The sequence below is a fragment of the Aeromonas sp. QDB20 genome (genome assembly GCF_027707805.1).
Lineage (GTDB): Bacteria > Pseudomonadota > Gammaproteobacteria > Enterobacterales > Aeromonadaceae > Aeromonas > Aeromonas dhakensis.
The window spans coordinates 386,508-402,713 of sequence record NZ_JAPCJC010000001.1 but is presented as its reverse complement, the minus strand read 5'-3'; the positions used below and the strand labels follow the sequence as shown (position 1 = coordinate 402,713).

The window sequence follows — 16,206 nt, the reverse complement described above, 5'->3', positions numbered from 1 at the left end:
AATCCTTAAGCGATTACCTTTTTACCGCGGTAGAAACCATCGGCAGTCACGTGGTGACGACGATGAATTTCGCCACTGGTCTGATCAACAGTCAGGGCAGCGGTGGTCAGCGCATCGTGGGAACGACGCATGCCACGCTTGGCACGGGTTTTACGGTTCTGTTGTACGGCCATTGTAGGCTAACTCCTAAATTCACTTACGTTTAAGCTCTTCAAGAACTGCAAAGGGATTCGGCCGCTCATCAGCAGGTTCGATTTCACCCCAGGTCATCTCCATGTTACCGCGCGGGCAAGCATCCATGGGATGCATGGCCACCTGCGGCAACGAGAGGATGAGTTCATCCTCCAGGATTTGATGAAGATCCATCTCGCCGTTTTCGTCCAACTCAATGGGCTCATAAGCTTCCGGCAGTTCTTCCTCGTTTGTTCTTTCGAACAGCGGAGTGTAGATAAATTCAGCTTCACAGAGATGTTCGAATGTCTCTCCACAACGCTGGCAAACCAGGTCAACCTTGGCATGGGCAGTGCCTTTCATAACGGTCAACTTCTGGACATCTTTGCCAAAGTGCAGCGATACATCGATATCACTCCGCAAGCCTGCGGTTGATTCCTCCAGCCTGGGCATCTGCGACTTTTCCACTATCCCGACATAATCGAGCAGCTTCGAGGCACTACGGACTGGATCAACCTTTACGGGCAACTTCACCTTTTGCATAGGGCGCGAATATTATAGGTCCAACAACTGATAGTCAAAGGAAAAAGTCCTTACCGCCGATGATTTTAACCTCACAACCCCCGCACATGGCGGAACTTGCGCTCACCGGTGCCTGATTATGCCACAAACCTGCGGATCCGACACCGGATCCTGGCCGGATTTGCTGGTGCGTCAGGCCCCAGGCAGTTGTCAGGTAGTCCCGCCGTGACTTGCTTGTCCAATTCGCCCTGCCTTCCCCACCCTGCTGCAGTCAAGGGGTGGCGTTACAAGCACCATGCTTTCCACTAGGTCGCTGATGAAGACAGGCACAGATCCCCACCGGGGCGGCCTCCATCAGGCGGCGAATGGCTCGAAAACTCTGCAGCGCAGCATCAGTAGCCATGGGATTGACGAGCCAGGCTGGCAGCGTGTCGCCCGGGTTGGTATAGGTTTCGAGGCGCACCAGCGTCGTGCCGTTTAGCTGAGGCAGCGCTTCCCAGCGTCCTTCACTGGTGTGGATCCGCACCCGACCGGGATAAGGCGGCAAAGCATCGGGGGCCGCCCAGACGCTCAGCACCAGGCCGCAATCTGGCAGCCGTTGCAGGCGGGAATGGGTGATCAGCTCCCGGTCCTGTACGGGCCAGGGGGCTGCGAGGCGGGTATAGACAATATCCTCATCGGGGGCGGGCTTGGCTAATACCCTCACCTCCAGGCTTTGGGGCAGCCACTCCTGATGTCGACCGGTATCACGCAACACCGCGAGCAGCGCCGCAGGGGGCGCTGCCACATACATCTCCAGTCGCAAGGCCAGAAAGGCGCCGGGTGGATGAGGGCGGGTCCAGAGCAGTATGCCCTCCTCCCCTGCCTGCAGGTGCCAGCCTTGTCCCCAGACGGGCAGACAGAGCAGCCACAACAACCATGCCCCCAGCTTGTTCATCTCATCGCCCCCGTTACCCCGCTCTTATGCTTATAGCCGTTTTCAGACGGGGCAGAGACAGGCAGTGAACGGGGGAGCAAAACCAAGTCACTCCATCAGCCAGATGCAGCCGACGCGTACTGTGTTCTGAGCAAGGCCAGCGCATCGAGCAGGATCACCCGCTTGCGAGCGCGGCGATATTTGCCCGCGCCGCACGATGGCGATACCATCGGCGCCTGCCCGTTTCTGAACCTGGATACCTGATTGCCATGTCGCGCCCCCTGATCCTCGCCTCCACCTCCCGTTACCGCAAAGCCTTGCTGGAAAAGCTGGGCCTCCCCTTTGAGTGCGCCGCGCCCGAAGTCGATGAATCTGTGCTGCCCTGTGAAGAGGCACAGGCGCTGGTGGCCCGCCTTGCCCATGCCAAGGCCAGCGCCATTGCCGGCCTGCGTGATCAGGGACTGATCATCGGCTCGGATCAGGTGTGCGTCTGTGATGGCCGGATCCTGGGGAAACCGGGAACGGTCGAACAAGCGGTAGCCCAGCTGATGGCGGCCCAGGGGCGCAGCGTCACCTTTTATACCGGCCTGTGCGTACTGGATGCGGCTTCCGGCCTGGTCGAGCAGCTGGTTGAGCCTTTCACCGTCCATTTTCGCCAGCTGGATGAGGAGGCTATCCGCCGCTATGTGGAGGCCGAACGTCCCCTCGACTGCGCCGGCAGCTTCAAGTGTGAAGGCATGGGTATCGTGCTGTTCAAGGCTCTGGAGGGACGCGATCCCAATGCTCTGATCGGCTTGCCGCTGATCGGACTGATCGAACTGCTGGAGCGCCACGGCCTCTCTCTGCCCTGATGAAGGCAGAATGTTGGCAATAAAAAACGGAAGCCTTGGCTTCCGTTTTGTATTGCATCCCGGTGCTTGTCATCAACCCAGCAGCGCCCTCAGCTCCGCCATGGTATCGGCCACCGCCAGCGGATGGTGAGCCTGCAGGCGCCCCCGGTCGTGCACGCCCCAGCTTACGCCGATGCGCGGCATGGCCAGCGCTTCGGCCATCGCCATGTCGTGGATGGAGTCACCGATCATCACCGCCTGGTGCGGGGCAATGTCCAGCTCATCCAGAATTTGCGTCAGCATCAGCGGATCAGGCTTGGAGTTGGCCTCATCCGCTCCGCGCGTGGCGGCAAAGAGTGGCCGCAACCCGGTTTCATCCAGTACCCTGTCCAACCCCCGCCGTGACTTGCCAGTCGCCACCGCCAGCGCAATGCCCTGCTCGTACCAGCCGTGCAGCAGCTCCCTCGCCCCAGCAAACAGGGGGCTGGGAGTAGCATCGTGCAGATAGTGGTGGCGATAGCGGGCGATCAGGGCATTGGCTCGCTCACCGCCCTGCTCCAGGGAAAACAGCCGGGGGATGCCGACCTCCAGACTGAGGCCGATGATCTGATGAGTCTCGGTGGCGGTGGGCACCACCTCGGCACAGTCACGGGCCGCGGCAGCCACGCAGGCCACTATCCGGCCCACCGAGTCCATCAGGGTACCGTCCCAGTCGAAAATGGCGAGCCGGATCTGTGTCATCAGCGCGCCAATCCGTTGAGGAAGGTCTCGAGCTCGGGCGACAGGGGCGCTTCGACCTGCATCTCGCGACCATCGGCCGGATGAGTGAAGGTCAGACGCCAGGCATGCAAGAAGAGCCGTTTCAGGCCTTGGCTGCGCATTTTCTCGTCAAATGCCGCTTCTCCATACTTGTCGTCACACGCGATGGGGTGGCCGGCATGCAGGGTGTGCACCCGGATCTGGTGGGTACGGCCGGTGATCGGGCTGCACTCGACCAGGGTCGCCTCGGCGAATTGACGGGCAATGCGAAACCGGGTTTCAGACGGCTTGCCATCGGCGCTGACCCGCACGACCCGCTCGCCGGATTGCAGATCATTCTTGCGCAGCGGCGCATTGACCACCTTGACGTGGGGTTGCCACTGGCCACGCACCAGTGCCAGGTACTGTTTGCGCATGGTCTTGACCCGCAGCTGCTCGTGCAGACTGCGCAGGGCGCTGCGCTTCTTGGCGACCAGCAGCACACCGGAGGTGTCGCGATCGAGACGATGCACCAGTTCGAGAAAACGGGCTTCCGGGCGCAGGGCGCGCAGCCCTTCGATGACCCCGAAGCTCAGCCCGCTGCCGCCGTGAACGGCCATGCCGGACGGCTTGTTGAGCACGATCATGGCGTCGTCTTCAAACAGGATCTGGCTCTCCAGACGCTGGATGCTGCCAAGGTTGGCCGAGGGCAATTCGTTCTTTTCGGCGACCCGCACGGGGGGAACCCGTACCTCGTCACCGGTACAGAGTTTGTACTCCGGTTTGATGCGCTTTTTGTTGACGCGCACTTCCCCCTTGCGAAGGATGCGATAGATCAGGCTCTTGGGGACGCCCTTTAGCTGAGTCTTGAGAAAATTGTCGATGCGCTGCCCGTCATGCTCAGCTTCGATGGTGAGCAGCTGCACTTGTTGTTGTATCTGTGTCATGGCGCGGATTTTAACACTGCCGACGGCCCTTGGCTGCATGCTTTGTTGAAAAATGGCGCCTTGCTATAAAAGTGATTTAAATGGGATAATAAACAAGGTTTTGTCATTGTGTTCAAGCCTTGTACTAAGTGGCCAAAAATTATGCCACCCAATCCCGAAACACCGTGTATACAAGAACATGACGGTTCCCGGGTGCGAGGTACAGCGCATGGAGAACGCAAACAGAACCGCCTATTTGTCTCCACACCGGTATCCTTTTCATGCCTTCTCGAGAAGGCTGAACCAGAGTGCCCTTAGTTTGCGCCTCATGCATACCCCAACCGGGAGGTTGCCCCAGTATGCTGAAGACCCGAGGCCGGCGCCGGCAGGATCCTGTGGAGGAAATCAAAATGACAAAATAACGAGAACTCAATGAAAAGAATGCTAATCAACGCGACTCAGGAAGAAGAGTTGCGCGTAGCGCTGGTTGACGGACAACAGCTCTACGATCTGGATATTGAAAGTCCGGGACACGAGCAGAAGAAAGCGAACATTTACAAGGGCAAAATCACCCGCGTAGAACCCAGTCTCGAAGCTGCTTTTGTCGACTATGGCGCCGAGCGCCACGGTTTCCTGCCGTTAAAGGAAATCGCCCGCAATTACTTCCCCTCCGGTTACTCCTATCAGGGTCGTCCCAACATCAAAGAAGTGGTCCGCGAAGGCCAGGAAGTCATCGTCCAGATCGACAAGGAAGAGCGTGGCACCAAGGGTGCAGCTCTCACCACCTTCATCAGTCTGGCCGGCAGCTACCTGGTGCTGATGCCGAACAACCCCCGTGCCGGCGGTATCTCCCGTCGCATCGAGGGCGATGAACGGACTGAACTGAAAGAAGCCCTGAGCGGCCTGACCGTGCCGGACGGCATGGGCCTCATCGTGCGTACCGCCGGTGTGGGCAAGTCCCCGGAAGAGCTGGAGTGGGATCTGAACGTTCTGCTCAACCACTGGGACTCCATCCACAAGGCGTCACAGAGCCGCTCCGCGCCGGTGCTGATCCATCAGGAAAGCAACGTCATCGTGCGTGCCATCCGTGATTACCTGCGCCGCGATGTGGGCGAGATCCTGATCGACAACCCGGTCATTTTCGAACGCGCCAAGTCGCACATCGAGCTGGTACGTCCCGATTTCCTCAACCGCGTGAAGCTGTACAAGGGTGAAGTTGCCCTGTTCAACCACTTCCAGATTGAGAGCCAGATCGAGTCGGCCTTCCAGCGTGAAGTGCGCCTGCCCTCCGGCGGCAGCATCGTGATCGATCCGACCGAAGCGCTGACCTCCATCGATATCAACTCCTCCCGCGCCACCAAGGGCGGCGATATCGAAGAGACTGCGCTGCAGACCAACCTGGAAGCGGCCGACGAGATTGCCCGTCAATTGCGTCTGCGTGACCTGGGTGGTCTGATTGTCATCGACTTCATCGACATGACGCCGGTTCGCCATCAGCGCGAAGTGGAAAACCGTCTGCGTGAAGCCGTGCATCAGGACCGTGCCCGCATCCAGCTCGGCCGGATCTCCCGTTTCGGTCTGCTGGAGATGTCTCGTCAGCGTCTGCGTCCCTCCCTCAACGAGTCCAGCAGCCATATCTGCCCCCGTTGCCAGGGTCAGGGCGTGATCCGTGACAACGAATCACTGGCCCTGTCCATCCTGCGTCTCATCGAAGAAGAGGCGATGAAGGACAACACCGAGCAGGTGCATGCTCAGGTGCCGGTCGATGTCGCCGCCTATCTGCTCAACGAGAAGCGCAGCTCCATCGCCAGCCTGGAACAACGCAATGATGTGCGTGTCTACATCATTCCGAACCAGCACCTGGAAACCCCGCACTACGAAGTGACCCGCATCCGTCAGAACGAGATCCCGGAAGCGGCCAGCTACGAGCTGAAAACCGAAATTGCCAAGCCGGTCTACCAGCCGAAACAGGCCCAGACCATCGAGCGCGAGCAGCCCCTGCTGCAAGGCTTCGTCCAGGCACCGCAACCGGCTGCGCCGGCGGCCCCCGCCCCTGTTGCAGCCCCGGTTGCCGAAGAGCCGGGCCTGTTCGGCAAGCTGTTCAAGAGCCTCTCCAACCTGTTCGGCGGCAATGCTGACAGCGCCGAGGTCACCGCGCCTGCCGAGAAACCGGCAACGCGCGAGGCTCGCAAAGAGGACGGTCACCGTCATCAGCGCGATGAATCCCGCAGCCGTGGTCAACGTGGTCGTCGTGACGACAACCGCAGCAGCCGCAACGGCGATGCCGGCGAGAAGCGCGAAGGCGTGGCCAGCCGCGAGAACGGCGAAGGCCGCAACCGTCGCCCACGCAAAGAGCGTGAGCCGCGTCAGGAACGTGAAGCCCGTGGTGACGTGCGCGAACAGCGCATGGAACGTGAACCTCGCGAGGCTCGTGAGCCGCGTCAGGAGCGCGAACCCCGTGCCCCACGTCAGGCTCGTGAGCCCCGCGCTCCGCGTGAACCCCGTGCCGAGGTAGTGGTCGACACGCTGGACAGCGTAGAAGCCGTTGCCACCAACGTGGAACAGCGTCAGGAAAAAGAGCAGAAAGTGGCCGAGCGCCGCGAACGCCGCCAACTGCGCAAGCAAATCCGCGTCGATGCGCCTGCCGATGACGCCGCTGTTGCCCATGCTGCCGATGTAGCGCCGGTTGCCACCGTCGATGCCGTTGACGCGACTGAACAGCAGGATGAGCAGGCAGAAGGCCAGCGTCGTTCCCGCCGTACTCCGCGCAATCAGCGTATCGAAGGCCAACGCCGCAAGCGCATCAACGAAGAAGCTCGCAGCCAGCGTGACGATGAAGAGCAGACTGCCGAAGTCGCTGCACCGACTCTGACTGCCGCCGCGCAAGCCGATGCAGCCCAGGTCAAAGTGGAAGAGCCGGCCGTGCCCGTGATCACCATCCCGAGCGCTGAAGCCGTTGCTGCTGCCCTGCAGGCCTCCTCCGCCCTGACCGAGCACGTGGTTGCCGAGGCCGTCGCCGAAGAAGCCCGCGAGCAGGCCGAAGCCGTTGTCGCCGCTGAACCGGTAGCAACCGTCGTCGAAACCGCCCCCCTGGTGGCCGAACCGGTCATTGCTGCTGTTGAAGCTGCGCCTGTTGAAGTGGAAACCGTGGCAGAGGCGGTCGTTGAGCCCGTACAGGCTGTTGAGACTCCGGTTGTCGAGAGCAAGCCGGTTGTGGAAGCGACCGTAGAAACCGCCCCGGCAGTTGCAGACGTTGTTGCCGTACCGACCGTTGAGCCGGTTGCCGCAGTGGCCGAGCCTGTTGTCGCGGCAGAGACTGCCAAGGTTGAACCCGCAACCGCAGCCCCGGCTGCCAAGCAGGTCAAGCGCGGTGGCAGCCTGCTGGCTGGTGCCCGCAAGGCCTCTGCCCCGATGGCAACTCCGGCCGCCGCCCCTGCCCTGCCGGCACGCAAGCCGGTCGAGTATGCACCCTTGGTGCGCAGCGAAGTGGCCACTTCCGGCCGTCATGGTGGCAGCACTGCCGCCGTCAACGTTGCAACCAGCCCGGCCGGTCGTCCCTGATTGACCCGCTAACCTGATAAAAGAGCCACACACTGTGTGGCTCTTTTTTTATCTCTCTATGTAGCACGTATCGCTCCAGCAGCACCTGCAACCCGCTCCATTACCGTCAGCTCATCTTCTTTATGCCACTCTGTGCAAACCTAACCCTGGCTTCTCGCACTGCTGATGGTTACCCGTCATGCTCCCCTGCCCCACTATCCAGGCTTCACGCCTCTGATACATCCATATGATCTGAAACCCCGGTCGTTTTACGACAGCAGACATGGTCAGTTGAAACCGCGGTTAACACGGCTTGCTCCCCCACTCCAACCGGCTTTCCAAGCAGTGACGCTGTGATAGCGGAGCAGAACATTGCTCATGCCGTTGCACACTGTCCATTTCCTCTATCGGATATTCACCAACGCACATCTGACTCTTTGTCTTTGCCTCGTTACATCATCTGAACTCTGCGGCTCGCGCCGATTGGCCTCCCCACTACTTGAGTGACTGGTCTAACGGGCCACATTTTTGTCGATGTCAAATCCCCTCGCTTTGTAGACGGTTTTTTTGAAGGTCGTGATATGGGCGAGATCAGTAAGGAGTCTTTTACATTGTTTTCAAATATTTAGCTTGATGGCATATAACGAGAGCATTGGCGTCCTCGTCTACTACGAAGGTATGGCTGATTGTTTGTTTTGAAGACATGAAAAAAGGGCCCTGGGGGCCCTTTTGACAATCAGATGGAACTGGTTCAGCTGAACAGATGGTTGCTGATCAGGAACAGGCCACCGGAGAGCAGCATGGTGAGCGGCAGGGTCAGCACCCAGGCCATCAGAATGGTCTTGATGGTCTGGCTCTGCAGGCCCGACTTGTTGGCCACCATGGTCCCCGCTACCGCGGAGGAGAGTATATGGGTGGTGGACACCGGCATGCCGGTCAGACTGGCGATACCGATGGAGGCAGCTGCCGTGATCTGGGCTGCAATCCCCTGGCTATAGGTCATGCCGGAGGAGCCGATCTTCTCGCCTACCGTGTAGACGATACGACGCCAGCCCACCATGGTACCGCAGCCAAGCGCCAGGGCGATGGAGACGATAACCCAGGTCGGCGCGTATTCGGCGGTCGCGGTCAGATCCTTGCGCCATTTGGCGAGATCGGTCAGCTCCTTGGCCGGCAGCGGCAGCTTGGAAACCTTGCGTGCGGTATCGTCGATGCACAGCAGCAGGCGACGCACTTCACGACGATCGGTCAGGTCCATCTCTTCATAGGTGCGCACCTGGGCAAGACGATTGTCCAGGGTGGCCATGGCCTGCAGTGCACCGGAGGCGGCGCAATGGGTCATCAGCTCTTCCTGGGCCTGGGCCGGCACCTTGAAGTCCACCACCTTGGAAACCAGCTCATGGTTGCGCTGATAGATCTCCATGATGCGCTGGTTGGCATCCTGGGTACGATCCAGATCGTAGGAGCGGCTGTTCATGTCCAGCGCGAAGTAGGCCGGCGCCATGCAGATCAGCACCAGCATCACCAGACCGATCCCCTTCTGGCCATCGTTGGAGCCGTGCACGAAGCTGACCCCCATGGCAGAAGCTACCAGCGTGAGGCGAGCCCAGAACGGCGGATGCTTCTTGCCATCCACCAGCAGGCGCTCTTCCGGTGTTTTGTGGATCTTGCTGCCCTGCCAGACACGTTTCATGGCAAACAGCAGTATGGCCGCAATGATGAAACCGACGGTGGGCGAGATGATGAGGGAGAGCATGATGTCGATGGCTTTGCCGACGTTGATGCCTTCCTGCAGCGGTTGATGGTTGATCCAGGCATAGGCGCCGCCTACCCCCAGGATGGAGCCGATCAACGTGTGCGAGCTGGATGCGGGGATCCCGAAGAACCAGGTGCCCAGGTTCCACACGATGGCGGAAAACAGCAGGGAGAACACCATGATAAGACCCTGGGTAGAGTCCATTCCGAGCAGCAGATCGATGGGCAGCAGGTGAACAATGGCATAGGCCACCCCCAACCCGCCCATCATGACCCCGGCAAAGTTGAACAGACCGGAGGCCACCACGGCCGTATGTGCCGGCATCGCCTTGGTATAGATGACCGTTGCTACCGCGTTGGCGGTATCGTGAAAGCCATTGATGAATTCATAGGCCAACACAAAAAAAACGGCCAATACCAAACCGATTGACCACCACAAACCCAAACCACTAAACATTTCAAACATAAAAAACGAACCTGTTTATGAGTTGCGGCGGATTATGCCAGAAGGCTGGTAACGCCATACCCGTTGTTGAAATATTTCAGTAAGAAAAAAAAAGAGCATTCAGCCAAAAAATAGCTTAGCGCCAGTCACCATGCGGCTTGTCTTGGATTAATTAAACAGACCTTGCCTGACAAAAACAGTCCCCAAACGGGAACAATTCATCATTTCCGGCCACTCCAATCCCCCTCCACAGGTGCGCGTTGCGTCAATCTTGGACCAACCCAAAAGGGAGAATTGCACAAGGAACCGACAACTTACCTGCCGACACAGGTTGCCACCACCATGGATAAGGGCGCCGTTGCGGGCGCCCTTCTTCAGCATATTGTCTCTTGTCGACTGCCAAGGATCACACAGGCCAGATCAGTCCTGGTTGATGCGGCTGGCCACGGCGCCCTGCTGGCTCTTGTACTTGGCGTTTTCCCGCTTGTTGTAGGGACGCGCCGCCACACCGGAGAGCATCTCGAAGTTCAGCGCACCGATCTTCATCTTGGGGCGCAGCGCCAGCGGCAGCTTGCCGCCGTTGTAGAACTCCAGCACGATGCGGCCGGACCAGCCCGGATCAATGCGGTGTGCGGTCACATGTACCATGAGGCCCAGGCGAGCCAGGGAGGAACGGCCGTCGAGCCAGCCGACGATATCCGCCGGCAGGGTGACCGATTCATAAGTGACCGCCAGCGCCAGCTGACCCGGGTGCAGATAGAAGGCTTCCCCATCGGGAATGTGGATTTCGTCGCTCATCACCCGATCGATGGCATCGGCCATCTCGCTGCTCGGCCCGCTCAGATCAATATAGGGAGCGGTGTGATCGCGAAACACCCGAAACTCGTTGCCCAGCAGCACATCGACGCTGACGCCACTGATCCGTTCAATACCGGGTCTTGGCTCAATGACGATCTTGCCTTCATCCAGATGACGTTCGATATCGGTATCACAAAGACGCATTGGGCGACTCTCCTGACAAATTGTTCATTTAAAAAAGCCGGGCATCACCCGGCTTGATATCTCTCAACCAATCAACATATGGCGGATCCGCGCCTTGAGCATGTCGATGGCGATGCGGTTCTTGCCGCCACGGGGTACGATCACGTCCGCGTACTGCTTGGAAGGCTCGATAAACTGCAGGAACATGGGACGCACCGTCTTCTGGTACTGCTTGAGCACGGAATCCATGGTCCGGCCGCGTTCCTGCACGTCGCGCACCAGGCGGCGCAGCAGGCAGATGTCGAGCGGGGTATCCATGAAGATGGAGGCATCCATCAGATCGCGCAAGCGGCTGTCGGTCAGCAGCAGGATCCCTTCCAGAATGATCACCCGGCGCGGGGCAAAGGGGGTCACATCGCTCATGCGGGTGTGTTCGGTATAGGAGTACTGGGGAATGTTGACGGCATCCCCCTGCACCAGCTGGCTCAAGTGTTGTACCAGCAGGTCGTGATCCAGTGCGTTGGGGTGGTCATAGTTGGTCTTGACCCGCTCTTCCATGGTCAGGTGGGTCTGATCGCGATAGTAGCAATCCTCGGTGATCACGCCAATTTGACCGGCTCCCAGCTCGGCCACCAGCTCTTCATAGATGGTTTGGGCTATAAGACTTTTGCCGGACGCGGATGCACCAGCAATACCGATGATCACACACGAATGTTGAGTATCAGACATTGAAAAATACCTAAAGAGAAGAGCAGTGGGGATTGTTTAAACCGATCCATTATATAAAAAAGGGTGAGCCCTGCCCACCCTCAAATCCACCCCAAACAGCCGACCGCCGATTATTCATCCAGCGCCATGGTATAGAGAGGGGTCGCAATCGGTTTTCCGCTGAAATAGAGCTCAGCCCCCACCCGACGGGCCAGTTTCAGATAGGCCTCTGCCAGCTCCCCTTTCGGTGCGCCGAACACGGTCGGGCAACCATCGTCCATGTGTTTGCGGATGTCGATGTGCAGTGGCAACTGACCCAGCAGCGCCACCTGATACTGCTCGGCCATCTTCTGGCCGCCGCCGGTACCGAACAGCGCCTCATGATGACCACAGGCGCTGCAGACGTGATAACTCATGTTCTCGACGATGCCGAGCACGGGCACATTGACCTTGTTGAACATGGCTACCCCCTTGCGGGCATCCGCCAGCGCCACATCCTGAGGGGTGGTGACGATCACCGCTGCCGTGGTCGGTACCTGCTGGGCCAGGGTGAGCTGGATGTCACCGGTGCCCGGCGGCATGTCCACCACCAGGTAGTCCACCTCGCCCCAGCGGGTCTCGTGGAGGATCTGGGCCAGCGCCTTGCTCGCCATGGGGCCGCGCCAGATGGTGGCATCCTGCTCGGAGACCAGATAGCCGATGCTGTTGCTCTTGAGGCCACAGGCCATCACCGGCTCCATCAGCTTGCCGTCATGGCTGACGGGACGCTCCTTGAGGGTTCCGGTCATGGTCGGAATGGAGGGACCGTAGATGTCCGCATCCAGAATGGCGACCCGCGCCCCCTCCTTTTGCAGTGCCAGCGCCAGGTTGACGGCGGTGGTGGACTTGCCCACCCCGCCCTTGCCGGAGGCAACCACAATGATGTTGCGAATGCCCTGCACCGCCGCCAGCCCCTGCGCCCGCGGCATGCTGGCCACCTCGATCTCGCCGACCCAGTCGATACGGGTCGCGCCGGTGACGCTGCGCAGCCGGGCATCGAAGTCCTGCTGGATCTGCTCGAACAGGGAGTGGCCAGCGAAGGGCAGCACCAGCTTGATGGTGAGCGCCGAACCTTGTTTGTCGATGCTGCGCACGAAGCCGGCAGCCACCAGATCCTTGCCCCACCCTGTCGGCTTAAATTCGGCCAGGATCTGTTTTACTGAATCAATCACCATTAACTCCTCATTATCTTGTCATTATCTTGAGGTGAACGGTTACCGCACACAAATCAGTGGCTTGCCTGCTTGCCGACCAGCGTGCGCCGGCGGGTAGGACGAGCCACAACCCTAGGCAGGCTACCCCCAATTCGGGTAACATGCACGGCACTCTATCATCCCAACAAGCACATCAAGAACGACTATATGGCAACTGATCCTCGTACAATGCTGGTAACCTGCGCCCTTCCCTATGCCAATGGCTCCATCCATCTTGGCCACATGCTGGAACACATCCAGGCCGATATCTGGGTTCGTTATCAGCGAATGCGCGGTCACCAGGTGCACTTTGTCTGTGCCGACGATGCCCATGGCACCCCGATCATGCTCAAGGCCCAACAGCTGGGGATCACCCCGGAAGAGATGATCGCGGCAGTCTCCCAGGAGCACCAGGCCGACTTCGCCGGGTTCAACATCAGTTTTGACAACTATCACTCCACCCACAGCGACGAGAACCGTGAGCTGGCCGGGCTTATCTACGGCCGTCTGCAGGCCGGCGGCAAGATCAAAAGCCGCACCATCTCCCAGCTGTTCGATCCGGAAAAATCCATGTTCCTGCCGGATCGTTTCGTCAAGGGCACCTGCCCCAAGTGCAAGTCCCCGGAGCAGTATGGCGACAACTGCGACAGCTGCGGCGCTACCTACAGCCCGACCGAACTGATCGATCCGAAATCCGCCGTCTCCGGCGCTACCCCGGTGATGAAGGACTCCGAGCACTTCTTCTTCGACCTGCCGCAGTTTGAGACCTGGCTGGCCGACTGGGTGCGCGGCTCCGGCGCCATTCAGGAAGAGATGGCCAACAAGATGCAGGAGTGGTTCGAAAGCGGCCTGCAGCAGTGGGACATCACCCGTGACGCCCCCTACTTCGGGTTCGAAATTCCCGGCGCCCCGGGCAAGTACTTCTACGTCTGGCTGGATGCCCCCATCGGCTACATGGCGTCGTTCAAGAACCTGTGCAACAAGCGCGGTGACATCGATTTCGACAGCTACTGGAAAGCGGACTCCGAGGCCGAGCTCTACCACTTCATCGGCAAGGACATCGCCTACTTCCACTGCCTGTTCTGGCCATCCATGCTGGAAGGCGCGGGCTTCCGCAAGCCGACCAAGGTCAATGTGCATGGCTACGTGACTGTCAACGGCGCCAAGATGTCCAAGTCCAAGGGCACCTTCATCAAGGCCTCCACCTATCTCAATCACCTGGATCCGGAGTGCCTGCGTTACTACTACGCCGCCAAGCTCAACAGCCGCATCGATGATCTGGACTTGAACCTCGAAGACTTCGTGCAGCGCGTCAACGCCGACGTGGTCAACAAGCTGGTCAACCTGGCGTCCCGCAACGCCGGCTTCATCGCCAAGCGCTTCGACGGCAAGCTGGCCGCCACCTGCGCCGAGCCTGAACTCTACGCCGAGTTCGCCAACGCCCGCACCGCCATCGCCGAGGCCTACGAGAGCCGCGAGTTCAGCCGCGCCATCCGTGAGATCATGGCGCTGGCCGACAAGGCCAACCGCTACGTGGACGACAAGGCCCCCTGGGTCATCGCCAAGCAGGAAGGGGCGGATGCCGAGCTGCAAGCAGTCTGCTCCGTCGGCATCAACCTGTTCCGCGTGCTGATGGCCTACCTCAAGCCCGTCATGCCGCTCCTGGCCGAACGTGCCGAGGCCTTCCTGGCCGAGACCCTCAGCTGGGATGGTATCGCCGCCCCGCTGGTCGACCACACCGTCGCCCCGTTCAAGGCGCTCTTCTCCCGCATTGAGCCGGCCAAGATTGAAGCCATGATCGAGGCCTCCAAGGAGGACCTGGCCAAGGAGCAGGCACCGAAAGCGAGCGGTCCGCTGGTTGATGACCCCATCAGCGAAACCATCGCCTACGACGATTTTGCCAAGGTGGACCTGCGGGTGGCGCTGATCACGAAGGCCGAAGCGGTGCCGGAAGCGGACAAGCTGCTCAAGCTGCAACTGGACATCGGCGGCGAGACCCGCCAGGTGTTTGCCGGCATCAAGTCCGCCTACAACCCCGAAGATCTGGAAGGCAAGCTGACCGTGATGGTGGCCAACCTGGCCCCGCGCAAGATGCGCTTTGGCATGTCTGAAGGCATGGTGCTGGCGGCAGGCCCAGGTGGCAAGGATCTCTGGATCCTGGAGCCACAGGAAGGTGCCCAGCCTGGCATGCGCGTCAAATAAGCGCTGCCACAGCCGTTAGCAACGAGGGAGGCCTGGGGCCTCCCTTTTATTTTCTCTCTTTCCTCCTCCCCCTCTCCCGCTGATTGCGCCGTTTTGTGCTTTGCCTCCCCCCTTGGGTGCTTGTTGCTCCCGATCAATTTGCCTAGACTGGCGATTCACTTCGGGCCCATGGCCCCATTCATCAGGCAAGGAGCAAGCATGATCACCTTATATGGCACCCCCGTCAGCCGAGCCCTGCGCGTATCCTGGTTACTGGAAGAGCTGGACGTGGCATGGCAGTTCCAGTTTCTCGACTTCGCCAAGGGCGAGAATCGCAGCGACTGGTTTTTGACCCTCAACCCGAGCGGCAAGATGCCGGTGCTCAAGGACGGGGAGTTCGTGTTGACCGAGTCCGCCGCCATCATGCAGTACCTGGCCGAGGTGTATGGTCCGAACTGGCTGCCGGCCAGAGGGACCCAGGCCTCGGCGCTGCACGCCCAGTGGGTCAGCTTCATCACCTGTGAACTGGAGCAGCCGCTGTGGACCATCGGCAAGCACCGCTTCGCCCTGCCCGAGGCCCAGCGCCTGCCGGCCATCTTCCCCACCGCCAAATGGGAGTTCGACAAGGCGGCGGCCATCGCCGAATCCTGGGTGCCCGAGCAGGGTTACCTGCTGGGTGAGCAGGTAACCATCGCCGATCTGCTGCTGGCCCATACCCTGATGTGGGCCACCCGCTTCGAGCAGACCATTCCCCCCAAGCTGGCGGCCTATCGGGATCGCCTGGCCAAACGCCCCGCCCTGCAGGCGGTGCTGGCCAAGACCCAGGCCATCGCCGACGCCGCCCAGGCCGGCTGACCTGCGGACAAGAGAGCGTCAATGCAAACGGGAGCCTGTGTGGCTCCCGTTCTTTATGGCTGTTCGGCATCATTGACGTGGCAAGGCGCTCAATTGGTATGAAAGCCGCTCCCCTTGGGCGGTGGCGCCACCTCATATTCCATCCGGGTCACCTCGGCGGTACGCGGCCCCCGCTCCAGCCAGCCCAGCATCATTTGCACGCTCTGCTCCGGCCCGCAGATGAGGATCTCCACCGAGCCATCTTCTAGGTTGTAGGCATGGCCCCGCAGCCCCAGTTGCAGCGCCCGCTCCCGGGTGAAGTAACGAAACCCCACCCCCTGTACCAGGCCCCACACTCGCACGACAAACGATTGCTCTCCCATTTCTCACACCTTCCCCTTAAGAAATTTCCCTTCAAGGCGATAAT

At 60.0% G+C, this 16,206-nt stretch carries 14 protein-coding genes; 4 read left to right on the top strand and 10 right to left on the bottom strand.

Features of this window, described 5'->3' with window-relative positions; all coding sequences use genetic code 11:
* Positions 1-5 precede the first annotated feature (5 nt).
* The 3 genes from rpmF to PG897_RS01670 form a co-directional block, all read right to left on the bottom strand.
* Positions 6-173, bottom strand: coding sequence for a 50S ribosomal protein L32 (gene rpmF, locus PG897_RS01680; protein WP_005300935.1), 168 nt, complete (start codon positions 171-173; stop codon positions 6-8).
* Between the two features lie 19 nt (positions 174-192).
* Positions 193-714, bottom strand: coding sequence for a 23S rRNA accumulation protein YceD (yceD, locus tag PG897_RS01675; protein WP_010633974.1), 522 nt, complete (start codon positions 712-714; stop codon positions 193-195).
* A gap of 250 nt (positions 715-964) precedes the next feature.
* The gene (locus tag PG897_RS01670; protein ID WP_043170170.1) at positions 965-1,630 is read right to left on the bottom strand and encodes an START domain-containing protein; all 666 of its coding nucleotides are present in this window, start codon (positions 1,628-1,630) and stop codon (positions 965-967) included.
* Positions 1,631-1,878: 248 nt separating this feature from the next.
* On the opposite strand from PG897_RS01670, the gene PG897_RS01665 reads away from it, so the two are divergent.
* Positions 1,879-2,460 carry a Maf family protein gene (locus PG897_RS01665; protein ID WP_043170168.1) on the top strand — a complete coding sequence of 194 codons (582 nt, stop codon included), beginning with the start codon at positions 1,879-1,881 and terminating at the stop codon, positions 2,458-2,460.
* Positions 2,461-2,532: 72 nt separating this feature from the next.
* Here the strand turns inward: PG897_RS01665 and PG897_RS01660 are convergent, their stop codons facing one another.
* The gene (locus tag PG897_RS01660; RefSeq protein ID WP_043170165.1) at positions 2,533-3,180 is read right to left on the bottom strand and encodes an HAD family hydrolase; all 648 of its coding nucleotides are present in this window, start codon (positions 3,178-3,180) and stop codon (positions 2,533-2,535) included.
* A complete protein-coding gene (gene rluC, locus PG897_RS01655) occupies positions 3,180-4,124 on the bottom strand; it encodes a 23S rRNA pseudouridine(955/2504/2580) synthase RluC (protein WP_201880576.1) in 945 nt (314 codons plus the stop codon). The genes PG897_RS01660 and rluC overlap by 1 nt, the downstream gene beginning before the upstream one ends.
* 411 nt (positions 4,125-4,535) lie before the next feature.
* Here rluC and rne point away from each other — a divergent pair, with 411 nt between their 5' ends.
* Entirely contained in the window at positions 4,536-7,664 is a 3,129-nt protein-coding gene (gene rne, locus PG897_RS01650; protein WP_043170161.1) for a ribonuclease E, read from the top strand.
* A 730-nt stretch (positions 7,665-8,394) separates the two neighbouring features.
* Here rne and PG897_RS01645 read toward each other — a convergent pair.
* From PG897_RS01645 to apbC, 4 genes are all read right to left on the bottom strand, one after another.
* Entirely contained in the window at positions 8,395-9,864 is a 1,470-nt protein-coding gene (locus PG897_RS01645; RefSeq protein ID WP_005300957.1) for an inorganic phosphate transporter, read from the bottom strand.
* Positions 9,865-10,263: 399 nt separating this feature from the next.
* Positions 10,264-10,845 carry a dCTP deaminase gene (gene dcd / locus PG897_RS01640; protein WP_005300960.1) on the bottom strand — a complete coding sequence of 194 codons (582 nt, stop codon included), beginning with the start codon at positions 10,843-10,845 and terminating at the stop codon, positions 10,264-10,266.
* Positions 10,846-10,908: 63 nt separating this feature from the next.
* Positions 10,909-11,553: a uridine kinase gene (udk, locus tag PG897_RS01635; RefSeq protein WP_005300963.1), complete on the bottom strand. Its 645-nt coding sequence runs from the start codon at positions 11,551-11,553 to the stop codon at positions 10,909-10,911.
* Positions 11,554-11,663: 110 nt separating this feature from the next.
* Entirely contained in the window at positions 11,664-12,746 is a 1,083-nt protein-coding gene (gene apbC, locus PG897_RS01630) for an iron-sulfur cluster carrier protein ApbC (protein ID WP_005300966.1), read from the bottom strand.
* 186 nt (positions 12,747-12,932) lie between these two features.
* Here apbC and metG point away from each other — a divergent pair, with 186 nt between their 5' ends.
* Together metG and PG897_RS01620 are read left to right on the top strand one after the other, a co-directional pair.
* Positions 12,933-14,966 carry a methionine--tRNA ligase gene (gene metG / locus PG897_RS01625; protein WP_201880589.1) on the top strand — a complete coding sequence of 678 codons (2,034 nt, stop codon included), beginning with the start codon at positions 12,933-12,935 and terminating at the stop codon, positions 14,964-14,966.
* A 198-nt stretch (positions 14,967-15,164) separates the two neighbouring features.
* Positions 15,165-15,800 (top strand): glutathione S-transferase family protein, encoded by a 636-nt coding sequence (locus PG897_RS01620; protein ID WP_010633965.1) that lies wholly within the window; start codon positions 15,165-15,167, stop codon positions 15,798-15,800.
* Positions 15,801-15,889: 89 nt separating this feature from the next.
* Here the strand turns inward: PG897_RS01620 and PG897_RS01615 are convergent, their stop codons facing one another.
* The gene (locus PG897_RS01615; protein ID WP_005300975.1) at positions 15,890-16,162 is read right to left on the bottom strand and encodes an acylphosphatase; all 273 of its coding nucleotides are present in this window, start codon (positions 16,160-16,162) and stop codon (positions 15,890-15,892) included.
* Between the last annotated feature and the right edge of the window lie 44 nt (positions 16,163-16,206).

Coding starts and splice junctions, on each gene's coding strand:
- PG897_RS01670 (WP_043170170.1), bottom strand. CDS start 1,630: ATGAACAAGCTGGGGGCATGGTTGTTGTGGCTGCTCTGTCTGCCCGTC.
- PG897_RS01615 (WP_005300975.1), bottom strand. CDS start 16,162: ATGGGAGAGCAATCGTTTGTCGTGCGAGTGTGGGGCCTGGTACAGGGG.
- rluC (WP_201880576.1), bottom strand. CDS start 4,124: ATGACACAGATACAACAACAAGTGCAGCTGCTCACCATCGAAGCTGAG.
- PG897_RS01645 (WP_005300957.1), bottom strand. CDS start 9,864: ATGTTTGAAATGTTTAGTGGTTTGGGTTTGTGGTGGTCAATCGGTTTG.
- udk (WP_005300963.1), bottom strand. CDS start 11,553: ATGTCTGATACTCAACATTCGTGTGTGATCATCGGTATTGCTGGTGCA.
- rpmF (WP_005300935.1), bottom strand. CDS start 173: ATGGCCGTACAACAGAACCGTAAAACCCGTGCCAAGCGTGGCATGCGT.
- PG897_RS01620 (WP_010633965.1), top strand. CDS start 15,165: ATGATCACCTTATATGGCACCCCCGTCAGCCGAGCCCTGCGCGTATCC.
- apbC (WP_005300966.1), bottom strand. CDS start 12,746: ATGGTGATTGATTCAGTAAAACAGATCCTGGCCGAATTTAAGCCGACA.
- yceD (WP_010633974.1), bottom strand. CDS start 714: ATGCAAAAGGTGAAGTTGCCCGTAAAGGTTGATCCAGTCCGTAGTGCC.
- PG897_RS01660 (WP_043170165.1), bottom strand. CDS start 3,180: ATGACACAGATCCGGCTCGCCATTTTCGACTGGGACGGTACCCTGATG.
- dcd (WP_005300960.1), bottom strand. CDS start 10,845: ATGCGTCTTTGTGATACCGATATCGAACGTCATCTGGATGAAGGCAAG.
- PG897_RS01665 (WP_043170168.1), top strand. CDS start 1,879: ATGTCGCGCCCCCTGATCCTCGCCTCCACCTCCCGTTACCGCAAAGCC.
- rne (WP_043170161.1), top strand. CDS start 4,536: ATGAAAAGAATGCTAATCAACGCGACTCAGGAAGAAGAGTTGCGCGTA.
- metG (WP_201880589.1), top strand. CDS start 12,933: ATGGCAACTGATCCTCGTACAATGCTGGTAACCTGCGCCCTTCCCTAT.